The organism is Lacticaseibacillus casei DSM 20011 = JCM 1134 = ATCC 393 (assembly GCF_000829055.1).
Classification (GTDB): domain Bacteria; phylum Bacillota; class Bacilli; order Lactobacillales; family Lactobacillaceae; genus Lacticaseibacillus; species Lacticaseibacillus casei.
The window spans coordinates 2,279,127-2,300,381 of sequence record NZ_AP012544.1; the positions used below are offsets into that span (position 1 = coordinate 2,279,127).

A 21,255-nucleotide genomic window follows, 5' to 3' on the forward strand; every position below is an offset into this window, starting at 1 on the left:
CACATGTTAGCTAGGTGGCATCAGGATTTATGCACCACTCATCGCTGCCGGCAGCTTTCTTTGGCAACAGCGCTGTTGCGACATAACGATTTGCTTCATTGCTGACAAATCAAATCATTCAAGCAATCAACGCAACAACCCCACTTTGCCAAGCAAAGTGGGGTTGTTTGTGTGCTTCGGATGACTAGAGGCTCAATCGCTTTCCCGCCACCGTGAATCCATAATCAGACGCGCGGTAAATAAGCCCAGTGGCAAAAACATGATAATGAGTGCCGCGCGGGTCATCCATTCCGCGCCAACGCCAATGTTGTTAAGACCGATATTATACACAGCCCGATAAATATAAAGGCCCGGAACCATGATCACAATTGATGGCACGGTCAGTGAAATTCGCGGATAGCCATCGACACGATTAATCGCCGAGGCAATCAAGCCTGCGACCAAGGCACCGATAAACGCTGCCGCAGCTGGCGGAATCGTATTTAAATCCACCAGTTCAAGCCGCAACGTGTTGGCGACGGACCCGATCAAACCAGCCTGAACTGCCATGCGCCGCGGACTGTTGAACATCACGGAGAAACCGAAAACGCCACAAAAACTAGCGATGAGCCGGAAAATCAGTAAAAGTGCCGGATTAAGGCCTAAATCGGCAAAATTCTCTGGGCGCAAGTGCACTACCATGGCCACTAACCACCCAACCAATGAAGCGACAATCGTGATCATCAAAGCATATAACAGCCGCTCCATGCCTGAGCGCATATCCTGCTTGGAAATATCCAACATACTGGTGATGAACGGAAAGCCCGGAATGACGAACAACATGGCGCCGATATAGCCGGCTTCATGCCGTGCAGCAATCCCCAAGCTCATTTCCAGGCCTTGGAACACAAGAAAGTAAACCAGACAGGCAACCGCAACACTGACCCCGATGCACGCCAACAACGTCCAATTGCGCCGAATCATAATCCCGCGCAGCCAGTTACCGATACCCGCACCGACAAAACAACAAATCATCTCAATCGGACCGCCACCAAGCAGGAAAACGAAGGCACAGCAGGCCAATGCCGCGGCAAGACCTGCACGAAGCGGATCATAGTTGCCGGACATTTTCTGAATCTGATCAAGCCGGTGATGAATATCTCGTACCGTCTCTTTGGCATACTGCGCATCAAACTCGCGCACAAATCGTTCCAGCGCATCCAACTTGTCCGTGTTCACACCACTTTGCGGCAACGATAACACTTCGGAATAAGCGTGGTTATTGCTGAAGCAGGTATACGACAATGAAATTAACCCAATATCAGCCGAACACGACATCCGCAAGGCTCGCGCCACCGTGTTCATGGCTTCCCGAACCCGCCACGCCCCTGTGCCACACGCCAGCAGCATAATGCCAACCCGGCCAACAAGCGATGCCCGTTCCTCAAGCGTTGCATGATCCGCCTGACGTTCTTCGCTAACGATGACGTCATACCAAGGAATCTGCATATGGTGTTTTTCTGAAAGCGGTGGATTCCCCTGCGCCGCCTGATTACTTTTTGACGTCATAACTTGTGCCAATCCTTCTTCTTATAGGAATATTCGTTTTGAAAAATGAAAAGAAACATTCACTATTTTAGCACAACTTTAGCTGGCTTATTTTAAAATATCGCCGCACTTGTTACTGGCGATTGAACATTTTATCAACAAAATACTGCCAATATGTCTTTGTTCCGGTAATGACGGTTGCTTCTCCAGCGATGCCATAGTAGACCGACTGTTGATGTGTTTTAGACAAGTGTACCCTAGCCTGGGCTTTAAAGTAGTTGCCGGTTTTGGGATTCACGGTCGGTGCAACGTCAACTGCATAAATCCGGCCGGTTATCGTCATAGGCATCGGAACGTTCCGGGCAATTCGTAAGCGAACGTTTTGACCGCGTTTCAGGCTCATGACCTCGGCCGGCGAAATTGCCATCTTCAAATCAGCTTCTTTTTGCTTAGCCAAGTCCGGTAAGATCTGTGCTAAGACAGTGCCGGTGGAAATGTACTTGTTGCCACTTAAAGCTGCTTCAAGATGCAAAATACCAGCGGCTGGTGCTTTAACTTGGTAATTGTTGCGCTGATCTTTGAGTGCCGTCTGTTTTGACTCGCCTTCCTGAATGGCCTGCTGCACCTTCAGTTGCTCTGCCGCGATGGTTTGCTGCATTTTATTTTGCAAAGAAGCTAACTTTGCCTCATTCTGACCCGTTTGTTGCGCAGAAAGATCAGCTTGTTTTTGGTTGGCGCGTTGGGTTTTCAGTGCAGCAAGCGCCTCTTTTTCACTTGTTAGCAGATTTTGCAGCTGTGACTGGTATTGACCTTTTAAATTGGCGAGATTTGCCTACTCAGTATTTTTGGCTTCGGCTTGATATTGCCCATAAAGATAACCGTAAGCATGGTCAGCTTTTAGCGGCTGATCGGTTCGGATGGCGTTTTGAGCTTTGCGAATCGCTGCTATTTTATCCTCGCTGGCTTGCATACTGGTCTGTAACAATTGAACAATTTCTTTATTCTTGGCATTCGCCACGTTTTGAGTCGCATTCACGGCCTCCGACTCTAGTTCGTAAACTCGGCGTTGATTGAAATAATCGCGCACTTGTTGTTGATAGCCGAACTTGTCGGCAGTGGTAAAAAGATCCTTATTGGCGGCAATACTCCGATTGAGTGTGTCCAATTGGTCTTTTTGATCTTTTAGCGTGGCCAACTGTTGGTTCAACACCTTTAATTGTGCAGGATTCGCTACATCGTGATACACCAGCAGCGTCTCGCCTTTTTTGACCCGCTTGCCTTCCTTCATATGATTCGTCACAATCCGATTCGCCGCTGTCCCCTGAATGGTCACGGCCGTTTTAACTGGGGCAATTTCCGCCGCCGTTGTCACGGTCACTTCGCGTTTAGCAAAAATGAAAAAGAGCAACAGGCCTATAAACAGAATCGTTGTCGGCAAGATAATCATGGTCGAAAAATTGCGGTAATGATGGTTATAAAACTCGGTGGTCTCTAGTTTCTTAAGATCAATCATCGTCAACCTCCTTATTCACTCACCAACCGCGCATAATATCCCTTCTTCGCCAGCAGTTCGGCATGATTGCCCTGCTCAACAATTTCTCCATGATCCATCACCACAATCTGTTCGGTTTTAGCCGCGATGGTGAGTCGGTGGGTGACAAAAATAATCGTTCGATCTTTCATTGCTAATAACCGATCCACAATCCGCCGCTCTGTGATGGTATCCAGACTGCTAGTCGACTCATCAAAAATCAGCACTTTGGCCGGCGACAACAACGCGCGCGCAATCGCCAAACGCTGCTTCTGCCCGCCTGATAAAATGCTCCCGCTTTCCGTGAGCTTGGTCTGCCACATTTGCGGCAGATTCATAATATCCGTGGCAATCTCCTCAACGGCACATGCGTCTTCAAGTTGCGCCTGCGTCAAATCGGCACGACTACCTAACGTTAAGTTTTCCATCACCGATCCGGAAAAAATAAATGGTTCTTGCGGCACATACTCGATATATTGCCGCAGCGTCGTGAGCGCCACATCATCGATCTGCGCGCCATTAAAAGTGATTTTCCCCCTGCCTGTTTCGACCGGGTAAAAACCGACCAATAATTTAGCCAAAGTTGATTTGCCTGACCCACTCATGCCGACAATCGTGTATTTAGCGTTTGCGGGCACTTCAAGATGGACATGCTTCAAAATATCCTGACCAAATCCATACTTAAAAGAAACGTCATTCACAATGATGGCGCCATCGATCAAGCTGCGATCGGTCAGATGGCGCTGTTCTTTAAACTCAGATTCAACCAAATAAACCTCATTCAGCCGATTATTCGCCACCTTAGCCATTTGCAATTTTGGTTGCAAGTTAATGATGCTTTCTAACGGATTGGTGAAGTATGACAGCAAGGCATTGAACGTCAGCATCTGCCCCAAGCTCATCTTGTTAGCCATCACCAGACTCGCCCCAATCCACAACACCACCACATTCAAGACGAGTTTCAGCAACCCTTTGATAGCTTGTTGAAGTTGGTCAGCTTTCGCGTAATTGAATGACTTTTTTAAATACGTAACGAATTCACGGTCAACCCGTTCATAACTGACTTTTTCGCCTGTCAGCGACTTAATGGTCTCAATACCGTTCAGATCCTCAATAATCGATGAGCTCAAAATGGCATTGCTTTCCATTGTCTCTTGATTCAGCCGATTGAAAGAACGTTGAAACGCGAAAACAATCACCAAGTAACAAGGCACCGCAATTAAGGACACCAGGAACAATGTGGTATTTTGAATGCCCAAAACAATGCCTAAAATAAGCACGATCCAAACGTCAAGAAACAGGGTCATAATCGTATTCGCCAAGGCATCGATAATTTTATTGGCATCCGAAAACCGCGACACAATCTCCCCTGTCCGACGCGTTGCAAAAAAAGACATGGGTAATTCATACAGATGCCGAACGTAACCCAAAATAACGTCAATCGACAACCGCTGGCCTAAAACCGCCATCAAAAAGTTCTGACCATACGTCAAAACGGATTGGAGGATGTAGGCGAGAATCAAACCAGTGGCAATCATTCCTAACGTCGTCCGCATGGCACTGGGAATATAGGTATCAATGATCGATTGCAGAAAATACGACCCAACAATGCTAATCACCGTGACGTAAATTGCAAGAACAAGTTAGCCAGTCGTTGAGGACAATCCCAGAACAGGCCGTTATCAAATAGAAGTTGTGGCGCTAGAGAGACTACTGGGCCATGCGGCGAACGCGCCGAGCTTCGGCCTCAAAGTTTTGCTGGGGTGTGCAGTAGCCCTGTTGTTTGCGAGGCAACTGATTCAAGCGGTCTTGCGTGGCCTGCACTTGACTAGGGCTAATGTCATCTAGGGACATGCCCTTAGGGAAGTCCTGGCGGATCATCCGGTTATGTGCCTCGTTGGTGCCACGGTCGCAGGACGTGTAAGGATGGGCGTAGAAGATCTCAGTTTCCGTCCCAGCAAAAGCAGTATTTAAGGCGGTGAACTCGGGTCCGTTGTCGGCTGTGATGGTCTTGATGCAAGCTCCCCATTCGCGCTTGATTCCACGCAATGCATAGCTCACAGAGTCTGCATCTCGTCCTTCGATCAAGCGGAGAAGTTGGCAACGGGTCTTGCGCTCAATCAGAGTCAAGATGACGCTCTCCTTGCCATTGCGTTTACCGACAATGGTATCCATCTCCCAGTGACCGAACTGCCTGCGTCGTTCAACGACCTTAGGCCGTTCCTCGATACTGCGGCCAGCCAGGCGCTTAGCCTTGGTGTGGTGCTGGTGAGAGGTCTTCCGCTTAGTCTTCTCCAACAGGTCGATATTTCGAATCTCTAGGCGTTGGTCGTCAATGTACTGGTACAAAGTCGAGGCACAAACAAGCTCTTCAGGAGTAAACAGCTTGTGTCGCTTGGCATAGCCGATTGAAGCATCCGGCGACCATTTGTCCTGCTTAGCTCGCTGTACGTACCAGGCTAAGAAGACCTGTACGCTGGCGAACTTGTCAGGACGATGGCAGCTCAAGCGTGCAGTCTCGTAACGTGCCTGAGCAGCCTCTGGCAGGTATTGTCGATGGTAGACGCGCTTGCCATTACTCTTCTTGACCTGATCTACTGTACCTCGCTTGATTTCATTATTAATGGTCTGCGGGCAGACGCCAATTTCAGCAGCAATCCAACGATTGGACTTCCCAGCTTGGCGGAATCCGGCCACTTTTCCGCGCTCGAGTGATGTTAAGTGCTGACCTTTTTGGCGGTGTGTGCTATCCTGTTTCTGCATCAAGACAATATCCTCTTCCATTGTTTGTGTAGGAACTTCAATGATACAGGATATCTGTTCTTGATGTTTTTTATTGTCCAAAAAATTTTGAGACAGTGGCTAACTTGATTCTAAAATGCGCGCTAATCACCGTGATCAACAAAGCCGCAACAATAATATTAGCAATGATCACCTTTTGCCGCGCAAGCAACGGCACAAAGGCAAACAAACTGCCTTTGTCCTCTTTGCGCGGTTGATATTGCGGTTCAGGAGCAATAAAGATAGCCACCCCCGACCACTCCTTGGCAAACTCATCTTTTGAAAGCCAGGTCATCGCGACTGAAGGGTCAGGATCACCAATTAAGATATGATCCTTCGTTGCCTTAAATACAACATAATAATGCAGCAATTCGCCGCGCTTCAAAACATGCACCAAGATCGGATATGAAACATCATCTAAATTAAACAACGTCATATCCGCCTTAACTGCCTTGGTTTCAAAATGAAGTTCCTGGGCAGCCCGAACAATGCCTAGTGCTGTTGTTCCTTCCTGATCCGTCTTGGCTAATTGCCGTAAATGCGCAAGGGAATAGTCGGACTTATGAAACTTCAGTAACATATTAAGCGCCGCAACGCCGCAATCACGCTCATCCACCTGAGGCGTGTAATAGCGTTTATAGTATGTTGCTTGACCTAGTTTGAATTTGTATTTGCCCATCAACAGCCTCCTCTTATTGGATTTCAGATTGTAAAACATGCAACGTCAACATTTCGCAGAAGCAGACGCAACAAGTTGGCCCGGAGCTTATCCTTTTATCATAGATATTAAGGTTAAGCATCTTAACTGCCGTGAAAACAAATCTATGGTAATATGACTCTGTTGAGAGTTAACAGCATCTTAAAATAGAGAATTTAATATTAAATAAAAGTTTAAGCTCACTTTTTATTTAATAAAGGTTTATTTATCCACTACCTAATTCACACATCTCTTCCAAGGATATTATGTCTTCACGCAATTCTCTTTCTTGCACTTCCTAATGTCTTCCTCGAAAAAGTTCGCCTATCCAGTTTTTTAAACCCTTAAATGGTTGGCTTATGACACGATTAGCACCTCCACGTACTTGTGAAAGGCTGTAATCCGATATGATTGCCTCTTTCTGACCACTCTTTTTGTCATTCATGGTAAGTTCCTCCTAGACAATTTATTTGATACCACCAGCCTAGCATGTATGGCACAATTGTTGTTCAACAAAAAATTAACGTCGTGTTTTGGCCAATTAACGTCGTGTTATAACACAAATGCAAGAAATAACTTGGCCTATCCTCAAGAAAGTGGGAGTTTTTGATATGGTTAGTCTGCCGAGTCATATATACTTTTTTATAAATTGGCCAATCTTCTTTTTTGGCGTTGGATTTCTTTCGTATATCTTCTTTGGCCTCATCCGTCCGCTGCACGTTGCTTCATGGTCAATTATTGGAACATCACTCTCTTTGTTCCTGTCGACTTACGGAGAAATTGGTTTTTGTTTAATATACGCTTGGTATATATCCAGAACCAATGCAAGTTCTGACAAGTTTTGGGTCTTTATTTTTATGGAAGTTAACCTTATCATCATCACGATTCAAACCTGTATCATAAGAATTTTTGCCGCGGCAGGTACGAAACAACTGACTTTAATTAGTGTAGGCACCACACTTATTCTCACTTCAACATTAGCAGCGATTGTAATCTCGCTACTAGTAAAAAAGCGAAGTCAACTCGATCAGCTGCGAACGCTCATCAAGGAGCAAAACCATCTCCAGAAATCAATTATTATCTATACAGGTGCGACCTGTGTCTCGCTATATTGTTTTGAGGCGATATCTAATCTAGTCAACATAGGCATCATGTTAGACTTGCTTATTCTTGGTATCTTTACACTGTCAGTCATCATCAACCTATATTCACTTTTCTTGATTTTGAAGTCGTTCAGTTACTATGTTGAACTCACCTGGATCAAGCGTGCCGAGGCTTCTCAACGGGCGTACTACACCACACTGAGCCAACAGCAAAAAACCACGAACAAGCTTCTACACGACTACAAAAATCTGTTAGCCTCGCTTCAACTATCTCTGCAGCAATCCTCTTCAACCATCTCTCCGGATACCCAAGCCATCCTTTCGCGGGCCCAGGCATCGCTAAACCAGGCAGAATTAAGCAAAAGTTCATTCACAGCAATTAAAAGTGATCCTTTAAAGAGCCTGCTTTATTTAAAGTGGGCTGAATCAATGAACCACAATATCATCATGAATGTTCAAACTAAAGGAATCATTCATCCTCTAGAAAGTGGTCTTGGCTTTGCCATTATCAGGGCGCTTGGCATCTTGATCGACAATGCGCTAGAGGAAACTGTCAGAATTAAACATCATCGCTTCGATGTCACGTTAATTGCCTTAAAGCAAGGTCTAGAAGTCAGCGTCATGAACGATGTCGGTCCTGACTTCAATCTGGCAGATCTTGAAAAGAAGGACTTTACGACTAAGGGCGACGGACATGGCAATGGCTTGTCCATCATCAATGAGCTCATGCAACAAAACAAAAATATTCTTATCAGAAAATCGGTTATTAGCCAACAGCTGAAAATCACTTTATTCATAGGAGATTCATGATATGATCACTAACCGTACGACCTTGAAAATCTTCATCTTGGAAGACGATGCTACCTTCCTGAGGTTCATCGAAAAAACGCTCAGAAACTACATTATGATTGAAGAATTGCATGCGGAAATTAAAATTGCTACCCAATCTGCTACGGATCTGTTAAACGCCATTGATCTGCAGCAAATTAATGACAGCTTCTTTCTGCTGGCCATTGATATTCCCGGATCCTCTATCAATGGTATTGATATTGCCAACATTGTCCGGAAACATTCGCTATATGCAGACATCATGTTCATTACCAGCCACACCGAACAAGCACTTGCCATTCTATCCCAGAAGATTCTACCTTTAGACTTAGTGGATAAAAGCGTGCCTGCAGAAGTTGAAACGCGGCTGCGTACCAATCTTGTTCAAGGGATAAAGCGATTACGGTCACGTCAACTCGAATCTCCACGGCTATTCAGCTACCAGATCGGAGCCAATCTCTTTTCACTTCCGCTAGACGACGTGCTGTACATTCAAACCGTGCTCGGTACACCTAGCACGCTCGAATTGCACGCTAAACATGAAACCACGACTTTCCCAGGGAACTTAAAGGAAGTTTCAACTCGATATCCAACCTTATTTCGATGCCATCGAAGTTTCCTGCTTAACCCCCTTCACGTTCACAAATTGAACGCCTCTGGTCGGTTTGTTTACATGGATAATCAGGATAAGCTTGACGTCAGCATTCGTAAAGTTTCAGCTTTACGTAAACTCATGGCAGCGGCTAATCGTTCACATGCTGAGGCTAACAATCTGGCGGATGACGCTTAAAAAAACGCCCGTCACCCTCGCGGCAAGTGCAAAAAAGGCCCAGAAATTCTTCCGTTTTCGAAGGAATATCTGGGCCTTTAGAAAGCTTGTCGATTGAGCTGACTTTTCGCCGATTCTCGGGCTATTGGTCGCTGATTCAAAGAACAGCTGAAAAAGCATATTAAGGAATACAACAGCCGCTCATTCACTTGCGATCCAATCATAGTTGCCTAATTGTTTGTACTCAAAGACAGCATCCCAAAATGTTTTTTCTGACTCACTGAAAGAAATACTGTCAGACAATTTGATAACCGGTGCGGTGTTAAAGAAGTATTGGAGCTTGTTGTGGAATGCAAGACCATCGCACGTTTTCAACACTTCTAATTCTCGGTCAACAAACAGTGCTGTTTCAGAGTTTTTATGACACATACTCAACTTAATGGCTAGCTTCTCCATTGCAACAATTATCTCATCTTTAGATGGCATTTTTCTGCTCCTACCCGCAGTTGCGTGATTCTTCTGCCTTTATAAACAAACTTTTAAATATGGTCATTCCTTGTTGTTTCGTTGTCGATCATACGCTCTTGTCATTGTGAACAGTTTTCTCAAAAAATCGTACGAATTGGATAGAATTGCAATGAGGATAATCGCATACACTTGCCAAATCGCATCATCAGAAATGATCCATAATAGTATGAACAAACAAAGCTGGACTATCCACATAGAGAGCGGTTGTTTAAGTCGCCTATGATCAAATACAGCCATTTTCTCCCATATAAGCGAATTCACTTCCGATTCCTCCGATAATTGCTCCTGCGATAGTACCCGCAGGACCTAAGAGAGACCCAAGAGATGCACCGGAAAGAAATCCAACAGCTCCTGCCCCTGCAGTACCATAGCCACATGTTCCTAGACGACTACCACCTGCAATTTTTGCTAAATCAGCGTTAGCCAATAATTGTACATTTTTCATAACTATTACTCCTTTACAAGCCTTTTAGTAAAATCATTTGGTTTTGATAGATCATAGGTGTTGTCAGCAAAAATCGTTAAACGTTTTTAACGACCGCCAACCTGTCTTTCCGAATAGCATTACCACGGCCTCTCCCAGCCTTGTTTAAAACCGTCAATCAGCTGGTCGGCATGATTAAATGCATCTGTCGCCAGAATGCCTAGAATCGTTGCTACCGGAATCGCGAATGGTAAGAAGCCACCTGTAATCTGGCAAAGTTCGGAATCTTTTAAATTGGTCATGACGCTCATCCTTTCTTTTGACTAATCCCTATGGCAAGTTTTCTTTTCGTTTGAGCTCATTGAGAACATCGATGCCAAGGCTCATTGCGGGTGTTGCAAAACCACCTTGAGCCCAGCTTCGTGCAATTGCTCCCAGTCCCATGCCGATGTAAGTCCAAAAATTATCAGTACCGCCACCACTGATCCGTTCCAGGCGGCTATCATCCAACGTCACGAATTGTTGCATGGCGTTTCCTCCATTTCTTCGACTTGTTCACAGCCGATATATTTAAACTTTTAGGGTGCTAGCTTCCCTAAACACAATATACGATAGGCTTGAGTTCATCTGATTAATTAATTTTAAACCGCGCATTTTAGAATCAAGTTAGCCACTGTCTCAAAATTTTTTGGACAATAAAAAACATCAAGAACAGATATCCTGTATCATTGAAGTTCCTACACAAACAATGGAAGAGGATATTGTCTTGATGCAGAAACAGGATAGCACACACCGCCAAAAAGGTCAGCACTTAACATCACTCGAGCGCGGAAAAGTGGCCGGATTCCACCAAGCTGGGAAGTCCAATCGTTGGATTGCTGCTGAAATTGGCGTCTGCCCGCAGACCATTAATAATGAAATCAAGCGAGGTACAGTAGATCAGGTCAAGAAGAGTAATGGCAAGCGCGTCTACCATCGACAATACCTGCCAGAGGCTGCTCAGGCACGTTACGAGACTGCACGCTTGAGCTGCCATCGTCCTGACAAGTTCGCCAGCGTACAGGTCTTCTTAGCCTGGTACGTACAGCGAGCTAAGCAGGACAAATGGTCGCCGGATGCTTCAATCGGCTATGCCAAGCGACACAAGCTGTTTACTCCTGAAGAGCTTGTTTGTGCCTCGACTTTGTACCAGTACATTGACGACCAACGCCTAGAGATTCGAAATATCGACCTGTTGGAGAAGACTAAGCGGAAGACCTCTCACCAGCACCACACCAAGGCTAAGCGCCTGGCTGGCCGCAGTATCGAGGAACGGCCTAAGGTCGTTGAACGACGCAGGCAGTTCGGTCACTGGGAGATGGATACCATTGTCGGTAAACGCAATGGCAAGGAGAGCGTCATCTTGACTCTGATTGAGCGCAAGACCCGTTGCCAACTTCTCCGCTTGATCGAAGGACGAGATGCAGACTCTGTGAGCTATGCATTGCGTGGAATCAAGCGCGAATGGGGAGCTTGCATCAAGACCATCACAGCCGACAACGGACCCGAGTTCACCGCCTTAAATACTGCTTTTGCTGGGACGGAAACTGAGATCTTCTACGCCCATCCTTACACGTCCTGCGACCGTGGCACCAACGAGGCACATAACCGGATGATCCGCCAGGACTTCCCTAAGGGCATGTCCTTAGATGACATTAGCCCTAGTCAAGTGCAGGCCACGCAAGACCGCTCGAATCAGTTGCCTCGCAAACAACAGGGCTACTGCACACCCCAGCAAAACTTTGAGGCCGAAGCTCGGCGCGTTCGCCGCATGGCCCAGTAGTCTCTCTAGCGCCACAACTTCTATTTGATAACGGCCTGTTCTGGGATTGTCCTCAACGACTGGCTAACTTGTTCTTGCAATTTACGATCGCGCATTTTAGAATCAAGTTAGCCACTGTCTCAAAATTTTTTGGACAATAAAAAACATCAAGAACAGATATCCTGTATCATTGAAGTTCCTACACAAACAATGGAAGAGGATATTGTCTTGATGCAGAAACAGGATAGCACACACCGCCAAAAAGGTCAGCACTTAACATCACTCGAGCGCGGAAAAGTGGCCGGATTCCGCCAAGCTGGGAAGTCCAATCGTTGGATTGCTGCTGAAATTGGCGTCTGCCCGCAGACCATTAATAATGAAATCAAGCGAGGTACAGTAGATCAGGTCAAGAAGAGTAATGGCAAGCGCGTCTACCATCGACAATACCTGCCAGAGGCTGCTCAGGCACGTTACGAGACTGCACGCTTGAGCTGTCATCGTCCTGACAAGTTCGCCAGCGTACAGGTCTTCTTAGCCTGGTACGTACAGCGAGCTAAGCAGGACAAATGGTCGCCGGATGCTTCAATCGGCTATGCCAAGCGACACAAGCTGTTTACTCCTGAAGAGCTTGTTTGTGCCTCGACTTTGTACCAGTACATTGACGACCAACGCCTAGAGATTCGAAATATCGACCTGTTGGAGAAGACTAAGCGGAAGACCTCTCACCAGCACCACACCAAGGCTAAGCGCCTGGCTGGCCGCAGTATCGAGGAACGGCCTAAGGTCGTTGAACGACGCAGGCAGTTCGGTCACTGGGAGATGGATACCATTGTCGGTAAACGCAATGGCAAGGAGAGCGTCATCTTGACTCTGATTGAGCGCAAGACCCGTTGCCAACTTCTCCGCTTGATCGAAGGACGAGATGCAGACTCTGTGAGCTATGCATTGCGTGGAATCAAGCGCGAATGGGGAGCTTGCATCAAGACCATCACAGCCGACAACGGACCCGAGTTCACCGCCTTAAATACTGCTTTTGCTGGGACGGAAACTGAGATCTTCTACGCCCATCCTTACACGTCCTGCGACCGTGGCACCAACGAGGCACATAACCGGATGATCCGCCAGGACTTCCCTAAGGGCATGTCCCTAGATGACATTAGCCCTAGTCAAGTGCAGGCCACGCAAGACCGCTTGAATCAGTTGCCTCGCAAACAACAGGGCTACTGCACACCCCAGCAAAACTTTGAGGCCGAAGCTCGGCGCGTTCGCCGCATGGCCCAGTAGTCTCTCTAGCGCCACAACTTCTATTTGATAACGGCCTGTTCTGGGATTGTCCTCAACGACTGGCTAACTTGTTCTTGCAATTTACGGATCCCAACGAACCAAAAAGTCCGACAAGATTTTGACATTTAGTCAAATCTTGTCGGACTTTTTAACGAGCCACATAAAATTAAAATGCTTTATTTGCGTGCCTTAACACGCTAGCTGATGTTTACGGCAAATCATTGCCTGCCGCAAAGTAAATGTTGTACCACTCTTGCCGCGTCAGCGTGATGTCCGCGCCGGCTGCACTTTCCTTAATATGCTCAGGGTTCATGGAGCCGAGGATAACCTGGACACCGACTGGATGGCGCAAGAGCCAAGCAACGGCGATGGCATTTTTATTAGTGTGATAGTGCTCGGCGACTTTTTGCAGCTCATCGTTCAGATCCTTGAACTTCGGACTGTCGATGAAGGTACCCTCAAACATCCCGTATTGGAACGGTGACCATGCCTGCAAGGTCATTTGTTTGCGCTGGAGATAAGGCAACAGACTGCCATCATGGTCGATGGACCGGTCGTCTTCCATGTTCGTGTGCATGCCTGCATTGACCATACCAGTATGGGCGACCGAGAATTGCACTTGATCGATTAATAGATGCTGGTGAATGCCGCTTTGTAGCAAGGCAATTTGCTCGGGATTAAAGTTTGAAACGCCGAAATGACGAACTTTGCCGCTTTGCTGCAACTCGTCAAATGCCGCCGCGACATCGTCCACTTCCATTAATGGATCCGGCCGGTGCAATAACACTGAATCGAGATAGTCGATTTGCAGGCGCTCCAAGATCTTATCAACTGCGCCCAGCAAGTGTTCCTTTGAAAAGTCATAGCGCCGTCCAAAAACAAGACTGCCGTGTGAACGATCTGGGTCAACCACGATACCGATCTTCGACTGAATATAGAGTTGATCGCGGTTAACACCGGATTGCTTCAAGGCTTCACCGAAAACTTCTTCCGACTTGCCTTGACCATAAATATCCGCGGAATCAATAAAGTTAATGCCGTCATTATACGCACTGTCTAAAACGATCGCAGCTTTTTCCGGCGAAAGTACATTCATGCGCATGATGCCCAGTGCCACGCTTGAAGCCTGCCAGTTAGAACCGCCTAATCGCACTTGTTTCATGTCTTAAAAACCCCTTTCAATGCAAACTTAACCATCGTGATATCATCTATCACAACCGTAACCGCCTCTAGTTTAGCCCCTAAAGTCCACTTGAGGTCAAGCCATTATTAGAATTTCAATATAACGACTTGTCATCATCTTTTTCGCGCGGTAATTTAAATATATAGTCACTTATTTTTTATCAGCAAAAGTTCCTTATTAGGAGGTTAATTTCATGACTGTTAAAGATAAAGTCGTTGTTATTACCGGTGCATCCAGCGGCATTGGTGCCGCGACCACGCAAGTATTGGCGCAAGCCGGTGCCAAATTGGTGATTGGGGCACGGCGCACGGAGCGGCTCGCCGAATTGGCTAAGCCTTTTGGCGATCAGGTTCATTATCAAGCAACCGATGTCACCGATCAGCAACAAGTTAAAGCCTTAGTTGATTTGGCCATTAACACCTTCGGCCACGTTGATGTGCTGTATAACAACGCCGGCCTCATGCCGCTGTCGGAACTTTCTGAGTTGAAGGTCAACGAATGGGAGCGGATGATCGACGTCAACATCAAAGGCGTCCTTTACGGGATCGCCGCCGTCTTGCCACATATGATCGCTCAGCATAGCGGGCAGATTATTACGACTGATTCGGTTGCCGGCCACATCGTTCATCCCGGCACCGCAGTTTATTCCGGAACCAAGTGGGCCATTCAGGCAATTATGGATGGCTTGCGGCAAGAACAGGCTGCCAACCATATCAAAACCACGATGATCTCCCCAGGTGCTGTTAACACCGAGCTGTTCAGCACCATCAGTGACCCCAAACGACGCGAAGCAGTCGAGTCCGACGAAAAGAATAACGGCCTCAGTCCAACCGATGTCGCCAAAGCGGTCTTATACGCCATTGATCAGCCGGCCAACGTTGCTGTTAACGAAGTTCTGATGCGTCCGGTTACCCAACAGCGTTAACCCGTGCCATTGTCTTTTGCAAAAGGAGTTTCACATGTCAGAGTATTCTTTTTTGAAACCATTCACTTTTAAACATCAAGCAATCCAGTTGAAAAATCGGGTTGTGATCCCGCCGATGACCACACGTTTATCTTTTGAAGATGGCATAGTCACCAGCGATGAAATTCGCTATTACCAAGAGCGTGCTGGCGGCGTCGGGCTTTTTATTACCGGAACTGCCAATGTTAATCCACTGGGTAAAGGCTTTGAAGGCGAATTAAGCGTTGCGGACGATCGGTTCATTCCCGGTCTCAGTAAACTGGCGGCTGCCATGAAAACCGGTGGCACCAAGGCGATTCTGCAGATTTTCAGTGCCGGTCGCATGAGCAGCAGCAAGATTTTGCGCGGTGAACAGCCGGTCAGCGCCCGTGCCGTCGCCGCCCCGCGTCCCGGTTATGAACCCCCGCGCGCACTCACGACTGCCGAGATCGAAGCAACGATTCATGATTTTGGTCAGGCGGTGCGGCGCGCGATTCTCGCCGGATTTGATGGCGTGGAATTGCATGGTGCCAACACGTATCTGATTCAGCAATTCTTTTCCCCGCACTCTAACCGGCGAACCGATGAATGGGGCGGCAATCGGGACAAGCGGATGCGCTTCCCGTTGGCTGTTGTTCATGAAGCCGAAAAAGTGATTGCGGCAACCGCTGATCGGCCATTTTTGCTGGGCTACCGGATTTCACCTGAGGAATTGGAAGAGCCGGGCATTACGTTGGATGATACGCTCGCCCTTATTGACGCCTTGAAAACCACCAAGATTGATTATCTGCATGTTTCACAATCCGATGTCTGGCGAACTTCGCTGCGGCAACCGAATAACCCGGCAATTGTGAACGAAGTAATTCGGGATCACGTTGCCGGTGCCTTCCCGATCATCGTGGTCGGCGATGTCAAAACCCCTGCTGATACCGAAAAAGCTGCGCAGGCATTTGACCTTGTCGCTATCGGCCACGAGCTGATCCGCGAGCCACATTGGGTTCAAAAAGTGTTAACCCACGACGAAAAGGCGATCCGTTACCAGATCGCCCCCGAAGATCTTGATGAGTTAGGGATTGCCCCGACTTTCCTTGACTTCATCGAAAGTATTTCCGGCGGCGCCAAGGGTGTTCCTTTGACTACCGCACTAGCTGACGACCGTTAAGCCGTTGCAATTTAAAATTTAAGTTCATCATGCGAGTCGAGCCGTAATAGCTCGGCTTTTTTCTTGTTGTATTCGTCTTGCGTAATCGCCCCAGTGTCGAGCAGGTCCTTATACGCTTTCAGCTTAGCGATCGTTGCCTGCTCATCCGCTTGTTCCTGAGCCGTTTTGGCTGCCTGGGCTGCCGCTTCCTGCTGCTTGCGGTGGTAGTACGAGTAAAGCGCGACGCCTAAAACAACGATGGCCAAAACAATGTACCAAAATTGAATCAGAATGGCGATGACGACCAGAATGGCAAAAAGGCCTGCGCAACCCATTTTTTGATTTTTCATATTGTCCTCCATATGTGCCGCTAGTAATCGTTGCAATCGTCATGATGCGGATCAGATACCGGTCATTTTTGCGGGATCCACCCAATCGTCAAACTGGGCGCTGGTGACATAACCGGATTTAAGCGCGGCAGTTTTGAGATCGGTTCCTTCGCGTTCTGCCAGTTGCGAAATTTCAGCGCTTTTTTCATACCCAATGTGCGGCGCGAGGGCCGTTACTGTCATCAGCGAGTGCGCAACCAGTGCTTTCATCCGTGGCGCATTCACGGTTAGCGAATCTACCAGCTTGGTCGTAAAACTCGACACGGTTTGGGTGAGCAGCGTGGTTGATTCAAGGAAGGTGCTGATGATCACCGGTTTATAAACATTCAGTTCAAAGTTACCTTGGGAAGCCGCAACGGCAATGGTGGTGTCGTTGCCCAACACGCGCACAGCCGCCATGGTCAACGCCTCGGCCTGGGTTGGATTCACCTTGCCTGGCATGATCGAGCTGCCAGGTTCATTGGCCGGAATGGTCAGCTCCCCATAGCCTGCACGCGGACCACTGGCCAGAAACCGAATGTCGTTAGCAATTTTCAATAGATCAGCAGCCAAGGTTCTAATACCGCCATGAACCAGACTGATTTCGGAATGCGCCGCCAAAGCCGCGAATTTATTGGTTTGAGCGGTCAATGGCAACCCATAAACATCGCTCAACCGGCCAGCAACGATTTGCCCGAAGTTTGGCGCTGCATTTAGTCCGGTCCCCACTGCGGTGCCGCCAATGGCTAACCGAAAAAGTGCCGGCTGGAGTTGCTTGATTGCCGCCTGATCATGAGCAAGCATGGCCGCCCACCCACTGACTTCCTGACCAAACGTCATTGGCGTTGCGTCTTGCAGGTGGGTGCGACCGATTTTAACTGTCTTGGCATATTCGGTTGCCTTAGTTTGTAAAGCCGTGTGCAATTCTGCCACCGCCACCAGTAATTCATTGACAGCTACTGCGGCCGTGATGTTCATGGCCGTTGGAAAGGTGTCATTCGAACTTTGGCTGCGATTCACATCGTCGTTAGGCAAAATCGGCAAATCAGGATTGAGTTTCGCCGCCTGGTGACTGACGACCTCATTCACATTCATATTCGTCTGCGTGCCGGAACCGGTTTGGTAAACGTGCAACGGAAAGTCCTGGCGTAACTGGCTATCCGGCAAGGCCAGTAGCGTATCCACCGCGCGGGTAATGAGTTGACCCTTAGGCGCAGGCAAAACGTCGGCTGCCACATTGGCGCGCGCTGCCGCTTTTTTGATTTGCAGCAACGCTTTGATTACCGCCAGCGGCATCAGCGGCCCTGCCTGAAAATTGTGCCGGCTGCGCTCGGTTTGCGGCCCCCACAATGCAGTCTCCGGAATTTCAACTGGTCCTAATGTATCTGATTCGGTACGTGTCTTTGTCATCCTTGCCCCCGTCTGCGGCGTTACCATGCCTGTCGCCAGATTGATAGTCTTATTTTACACGATCCACCAGCCAAGCGAACCCTAGGAAGCAAAAAAGTACGCCGCAGAAGATGATTTTTCCAAACTTCAGGCGTACTTTTCTAAATAATTTCAGTGTAATAGTGCCGCAACGAGCTGGGCGGCATCTTTTTTCAATTCAACGGAAGACGAGGATAAAACCGATAAGTAATAGTGAAGCGGATCAGCTTGCGGCGTTGGCATTCCGGCGTGCAACCAGCGGCTGACCAAGGCTGGGTCGGTTGACCAGGTTTGGATGCTGACCAAGCGGCGATCAGGATGATCCGGCATCGAACCCGCAATTTTGAGCGCTAATTCGGCTTTCAACAGGCGGTCATAAGCTAATTGCGAAACGGCGTAAATGAGCGGCTGGTCACTGCCGAATGTTGCGGCTTGCAACATGACCACACCTTCTGTATGAAGCGGAAAATTCTTGCGATCAACGCCGCTAAGCTTCAATAATTCGGCAAACGTGCCAGCATCATAGGTTCGGCTGGCCCGCACCGGCGACGCCATGATGCTGTTAAATTGCTTAAAAATCTGCCAAGGCGTTTGCGCTAAGTGGTAGTGCTTGTGAGTTTGTTGTTGATCCGAAAGCAATGCCCCACAAGCCTGAAGTTCCCACCGTGCTCTTTTTAAGGTCGTACGATTTTTGATCGCTGTCAGTGGCGCAAAGGTGGCAAAGAAATCCTTGCCACCGCGAAAAATCGTGCGCTGTTCGTGACTACTTTCCACGTCGAGATGATCAGCATACATCAACCCAATCAGCAAATCCGTTGCGTGTTGCGACAACATGGCTGTCCCTTTGTCTGTTTCAACATCATTCCCTAATTCTTTCGACGATTCCATTCCATCCCCACTTTCATCCTGCATCATTCAAAAAGCCGCCCTGATCACGTTGAGCTGATCAAGGCGGCTTTTTGAATATACAACAATGCTTAACAACTATCTCAACGATCTTTTGATGTCACCGTGTCCACTCACCCGATTAGAATTCGGAGTGTGCGGAGCTTGGACGAGATGGCCGGGCTTTAACCATGACTACCAAGTTCCGTTATCGGGTCAGTCAAGTACGTTCATGCGAAGGGACTTGGGTTCGCGTATGTTCCAATCCGAGAATAGCAAATAGCCACGGATCGTAACCTACTGACTCTTCAATTCCATCGCAACTCATCACCAAAGATGCAACGAGATTATTGTACGTCATTACTTGCTTTCGCCTCTTTTGCATCGGCTACAGCTTCCAGATGCGCTTCGTAGCGCTTGTTACCTTTATAGAGATCCCAGACAGTCCAGGCTAGCAACGCAAGCACCGCAACAATTAACGCATACGCGATGTCGTTCGCAATGGCAGTTTGTGCAGCCGTTGGATGGTCCCCGAAGAACCCGGCGATTGAATCTGGTAGGCCTTTAAGGTTCAGATAGGTCAAGCCGAGAACGGAGATCCAGCCAAGCACTTTGACCCAGCCGGTGTTCTTAAACCGATCTCCCATTTCGACCTTACTATTGGTAAACATTAACAGTGGCAACATTGAGAACGGTAGCGCGAAGGCCAAGAAGACCTGCGAGTTATTCATCAATGTGTTCAGCGCCTCATGTTGCTGAATCGGTGTTTCTCTGGCAGTCAACATAACGCAGACAATAACCGGAATGACGGAGATAATCCGGGTAACCAGACGGCGTGCCCACAACGGCATCTTCATGTGAATGAAGCCTTCCATGATAACCTGCCCAGTTAACGTACCGGTAATGGTTGAATTTTGACCTGATGCCAACAGTGCAACCGCAAACAGGATGGACAAAATACCGGACTTGGCAACGGCAATCAGAACCCCATTGCTAAGGGTTGAGGAATCTGACAATGCTTCAAACAAACCGAAGAAGGAAGGGTCTTTAACCGCGCCACTCTTGAAGACCGCAACCCCCATGACCAGCAGCAAGCAGTTAACAACGAACGCAAATGATAACTGGATATTGGAATCCCATGCGGAGAACTTAACCGCTTGGGCCACATCATCTGGGTCGTGGTGATCGATTTTCCGTGTCTGGGAAATCGCGCTATGCAGATACAGGTTATGCGGCATAACCGTCGCACCAATAATGCCCAACGCCCCTTGAATTGGACTCATGCCATTCACTGAAGGTGAGTTGGCGAAAGTTTTGCTTGTCGGAATGAAACCTTTTAGCAGTGCCCCCATGTTCGGATCCGATAAGGCAACTTGATAGATGAACACGAACAGGATGACAAGAATAAGTGCAACAACAATGGCTTCGATTTTGCGGAACCCGATCTTGGTCAGTAACAGTAATACCAAGACATCAAGCACCGTGATCAGTACCGAAATGACTAGCGGAATGTGGAACAAAAGATAAAGCGCGATGGCGGCACCGATAACTTCAGCAATATCAGTCGCCATGATCGCTAACTCTGTCAGAATCCATAAGACAATCCCTAATGTCTTCGATGTTCTTGCCCGAATCGCCTGGGCAAGATCCATTTGACTCACAATGCCAAGTTTAGCTGCCATGTATTGCAGCAACATCGCAATCAAACTTGACATTAGGATAACGGAAATCAATAGGTACTGGAAGTTTTGTCCCCCGGTAATGGAAGTGGACCAATTACCTGGATCCATGTAACCAACGGCAACCAGCGCCCCTGGCCCGGAATAAGCAAATAGCGTGCGCCAAAAGCCTTTCCCGTGCGGTACCTCGACAGTACCGTTAATTTCTTCCAATGATGGCCCATTCGCGTATTGGATGAGCTTCATGGAATGTTTCTTCTTGTTATCATCACTCACAATATGTCTCCCCCTGTTGAAGTCGCTTGCTGGTGCAGGAGATTGCGCCGGTAAGTGCTTTTTGTAGACGCGTTTACTG

The 21,255-nt window shown here is 47.8% G+C and carries 18 protein-coding genes and 3 pseudogenes; 6 read left to right on the top strand and 15 right to left on the bottom strand.

All coding sequences use genetic code 11. The features are described 5' to 3' along the window. Positions 1 to 192: 192 nt before the first annotated feature. From LBCZ_RS10990 to LBCZ_RS15935, 6 genes and pseudogenes are all read right to left on the bottom strand, one after another. A complete protein-coding gene (locus LBCZ_RS10990; protein WP_039640003.1) occupies positions 193 to 1,548 on the bottom strand; it encodes a threonine/serine exporter family protein in 1,356 nt (451 codons plus the stop codon). 112 nt (positions 1,549 to 1,660) lie between these two features. Continuing rightward, positions 1,661 to 3,040, bottom strand: a pseudogene (locus LBCZ_RS10995) (bacteriocin secretion accessory protein). An 11-nt stretch (positions 3,041 to 3,051) separates the two neighbouring features. Then, positions 3,052 to 4,686 (bottom strand): annotated as a pseudogene (locus LBCZ_RS11000) (peptide cleavage/export ABC transporter); the annotation flags it as partial. Positions 4,687 to 4,768: 82 nt separating this feature from the next. After that, positions 4,769 to 5,821 carry an IS30 family transposase gene (locus LBCZ_RS11005; RefSeq protein ID WP_010620018.1) on the bottom strand — a complete coding sequence of 351 codons (1,053 nt, stop codon included), beginning with the start codon at positions 5,819 to 5,821 and terminating at the stop codon, positions 4,769 to 4,771. A 121-nt stretch (positions 5,822 to 5,942) separates the two neighbouring features. After that, positions 5,943 to 6,518: pseudogene (locus LBCZ_RS11010) on the bottom strand (cysteine peptidase family C39 domain-containing protein); the annotation flags it as partial. A 316-nt stretch (positions 6,519 to 6,834) separates the two neighbouring features. Further along, on the bottom strand, positions 6,835 to 6,981 hold the full coding sequence (locus tag LBCZ_RS15935; protein ID WP_156129380.1) for a bacteriocin-like peptide, LSEI_2386 family: 147 nt from the start codon (positions 6,979 to 6,981) through the stop codon (positions 6,835 to 6,837). A 166-nt stretch (positions 6,982 to 7,147) separates the two neighbouring features. Between LBCZ_RS15935 and LBCZ_RS11015 the strand changes: the two genes are divergently transcribed. Together LBCZ_RS11015 and LBCZ_RS11020 are read left to right on the top strand one after the other, a co-directional pair. After that, the gene (locus LBCZ_RS11015) at positions 7,148 to 8,449 is read left to right on the top strand and encodes a GHKL domain-containing protein (RefSeq protein WP_025013933.1); all 1,302 of its coding nucleotides are present in this window, start codon (positions 7,148 to 7,150) and stop codon (positions 8,447 to 8,449) included. 1 nt (position 8,450) lies between these two features. Next, on the top strand, positions 8,451 to 9,257 hold the full coding sequence (locus LBCZ_RS11020) for a response regulator transcription factor (protein WP_025013934.1): 807 nt from the start codon (positions 8,451 to 8,453) through the stop codon (positions 9,255 to 9,257). 180 nt (positions 9,258 to 9,437) lie between these two features. Here LBCZ_RS11020 and LBCZ_RS11025 read toward each other — a convergent pair whose 3' ends face one another. From LBCZ_RS11025 to LBCZ_RS11045, 4 genes are all read right to left on the bottom strand, one after another. Next, complete coding sequence (locus LBCZ_RS11025) at positions 9,438 to 9,722, bottom strand: hypothetical protein (protein ID WP_025013935.1); 285 nt, start codon at positions 9,720 to 9,722, stop codon at positions 9,438 to 9,440. A gap of 265 nt (positions 9,723 to 9,987) precedes the next feature. Beyond that, positions 9,988 to 10,209: a Blp family class II bacteriocin gene (locus LBCZ_RS11035; protein WP_025013937.1), complete on the bottom strand. Its 222-nt coding sequence runs from the start codon at positions 10,207 to 10,209 to the stop codon at positions 9,988 to 9,990. A 119-nt stretch (positions 10,210 to 10,328) separates the two neighbouring features. Next, positions 10,329 to 10,490 carry a hypothetical protein gene (locus LBCZ_RS11040; protein ID WP_032959198.1) on the bottom strand — a complete coding sequence of 54 codons (162 nt, stop codon included), beginning with the start codon at positions 10,488 to 10,490 and terminating at the stop codon, positions 10,329 to 10,331. A 28-nt stretch (positions 10,491 to 10,518) separates the two neighbouring features. Continuing rightward, a complete protein-coding gene (locus tag LBCZ_RS11045; protein ID WP_025013939.1) occupies positions 10,519 to 10,716 on the bottom strand; it encodes a hypothetical protein in 198 nt (65 codons plus the stop codon). A gap of 241 nt (positions 10,717 to 10,957) precedes the next feature. On the opposite strand from LBCZ_RS11045, the gene LBCZ_RS11050 reads away from it, so the two are divergent. Both LBCZ_RS11050 and LBCZ_RS11055 read left to right on the top strand, forming a co-directional pair. After that, complete coding sequence (locus LBCZ_RS11050) at positions 10,958 to 12,010, top strand: IS30 family transposase (protein ID WP_080769614.1); 1,053 nt, start codon at positions 10,958 to 10,960, stop codon at positions 12,008 to 12,010. A 210-nt stretch (positions 12,011 to 12,220) separates the two neighbouring features. Beyond that, positions 12,221 to 13,273 (top strand): IS30 family transposase, encoded by a 1,053-nt coding sequence (locus tag LBCZ_RS11055; protein ID WP_010620018.1) that lies wholly within the window; start codon positions 12,221 to 12,223, stop codon positions 13,271 to 13,273. Between the two features lie 208 nt (positions 13,274 to 13,481). On the opposite strand, the gene LBCZ_RS11060 is transcribed toward LBCZ_RS11055, so the two are convergent. Beyond that, on the bottom strand, positions 13,482 to 14,435 hold the full coding sequence (locus tag LBCZ_RS11060) for an aldo/keto reductase (RefSeq protein ID WP_025013721.1): 954 nt from the start codon (positions 14,433 to 14,435) through the stop codon (positions 13,482 to 13,484). Positions 14,436 to 14,649: 214 nt separating this feature from the next. On the opposite strand from LBCZ_RS11060, the gene LBCZ_RS11065 reads away from it, so the two are divergent. Together LBCZ_RS11065 and LBCZ_RS11070 are read left to right on the top strand one after the other, a co-directional pair. Continuing rightward, a complete protein-coding gene (locus LBCZ_RS11065; protein WP_039639998.1) occupies positions 14,650 to 15,381 on the top strand; it encodes an SDR family oxidoreductase in 732 nt (243 codons plus the stop codon). Positions 15,382 to 15,415: 34 nt separating this feature from the next. Then, positions 15,416 to 16,561, top strand: coding sequence for an NADH-dependent flavin oxidoreductase (locus LBCZ_RS11070; RefSeq protein ID WP_025013720.1), 1,146 nt, complete (start codon positions 15,416 to 15,418; stop codon positions 16,559 to 16,561). A gap of 11 nt (positions 16,562 to 16,572) precedes the next feature. Here LBCZ_RS11070 and LBCZ_RS11075 read toward each other — a convergent pair whose 3' ends face one another. The 4 genes from LBCZ_RS11075 to LBCZ_RS11095 form a co-directional block, all read right to left on the bottom strand. Beyond that, a complete protein-coding gene (locus tag LBCZ_RS11075; RefSeq protein WP_025013719.1) occupies positions 16,573 to 16,890 on the bottom strand; it encodes an SHOCT domain-containing protein in 318 nt (105 codons plus the stop codon). A gap of 51 nt (positions 16,891 to 16,941) precedes the next feature. Continuing rightward, entirely contained in the window at positions 16,942 to 18,318 is a 1,377-nt protein-coding gene (locus LBCZ_RS11080) for a class II fumarate hydratase (RefSeq protein WP_025013718.1), read from the bottom strand. Positions 18,319 to 18,468: 150 nt separating this feature from the next. Then, complete coding sequence (locus LBCZ_RS11085; protein ID WP_025013717.1) at positions 18,469 to 19,224, bottom strand: hypothetical protein; 756 nt, start codon at positions 19,222 to 19,224, stop codon at positions 18,469 to 18,471. Positions 19,225 to 19,568: 344 nt separating this feature from the next. Then, positions 19,569 to 21,176, bottom strand: coding sequence for an Nramp family divalent metal transporter (locus tag LBCZ_RS11095; RefSeq protein WP_025013716.1), 1,608 nt, complete (start codon positions 21,174 to 21,176; stop codon positions 19,569 to 19,571). Between the last annotated feature and the right edge of the window lie 79 nt (positions 21,177 to 21,255).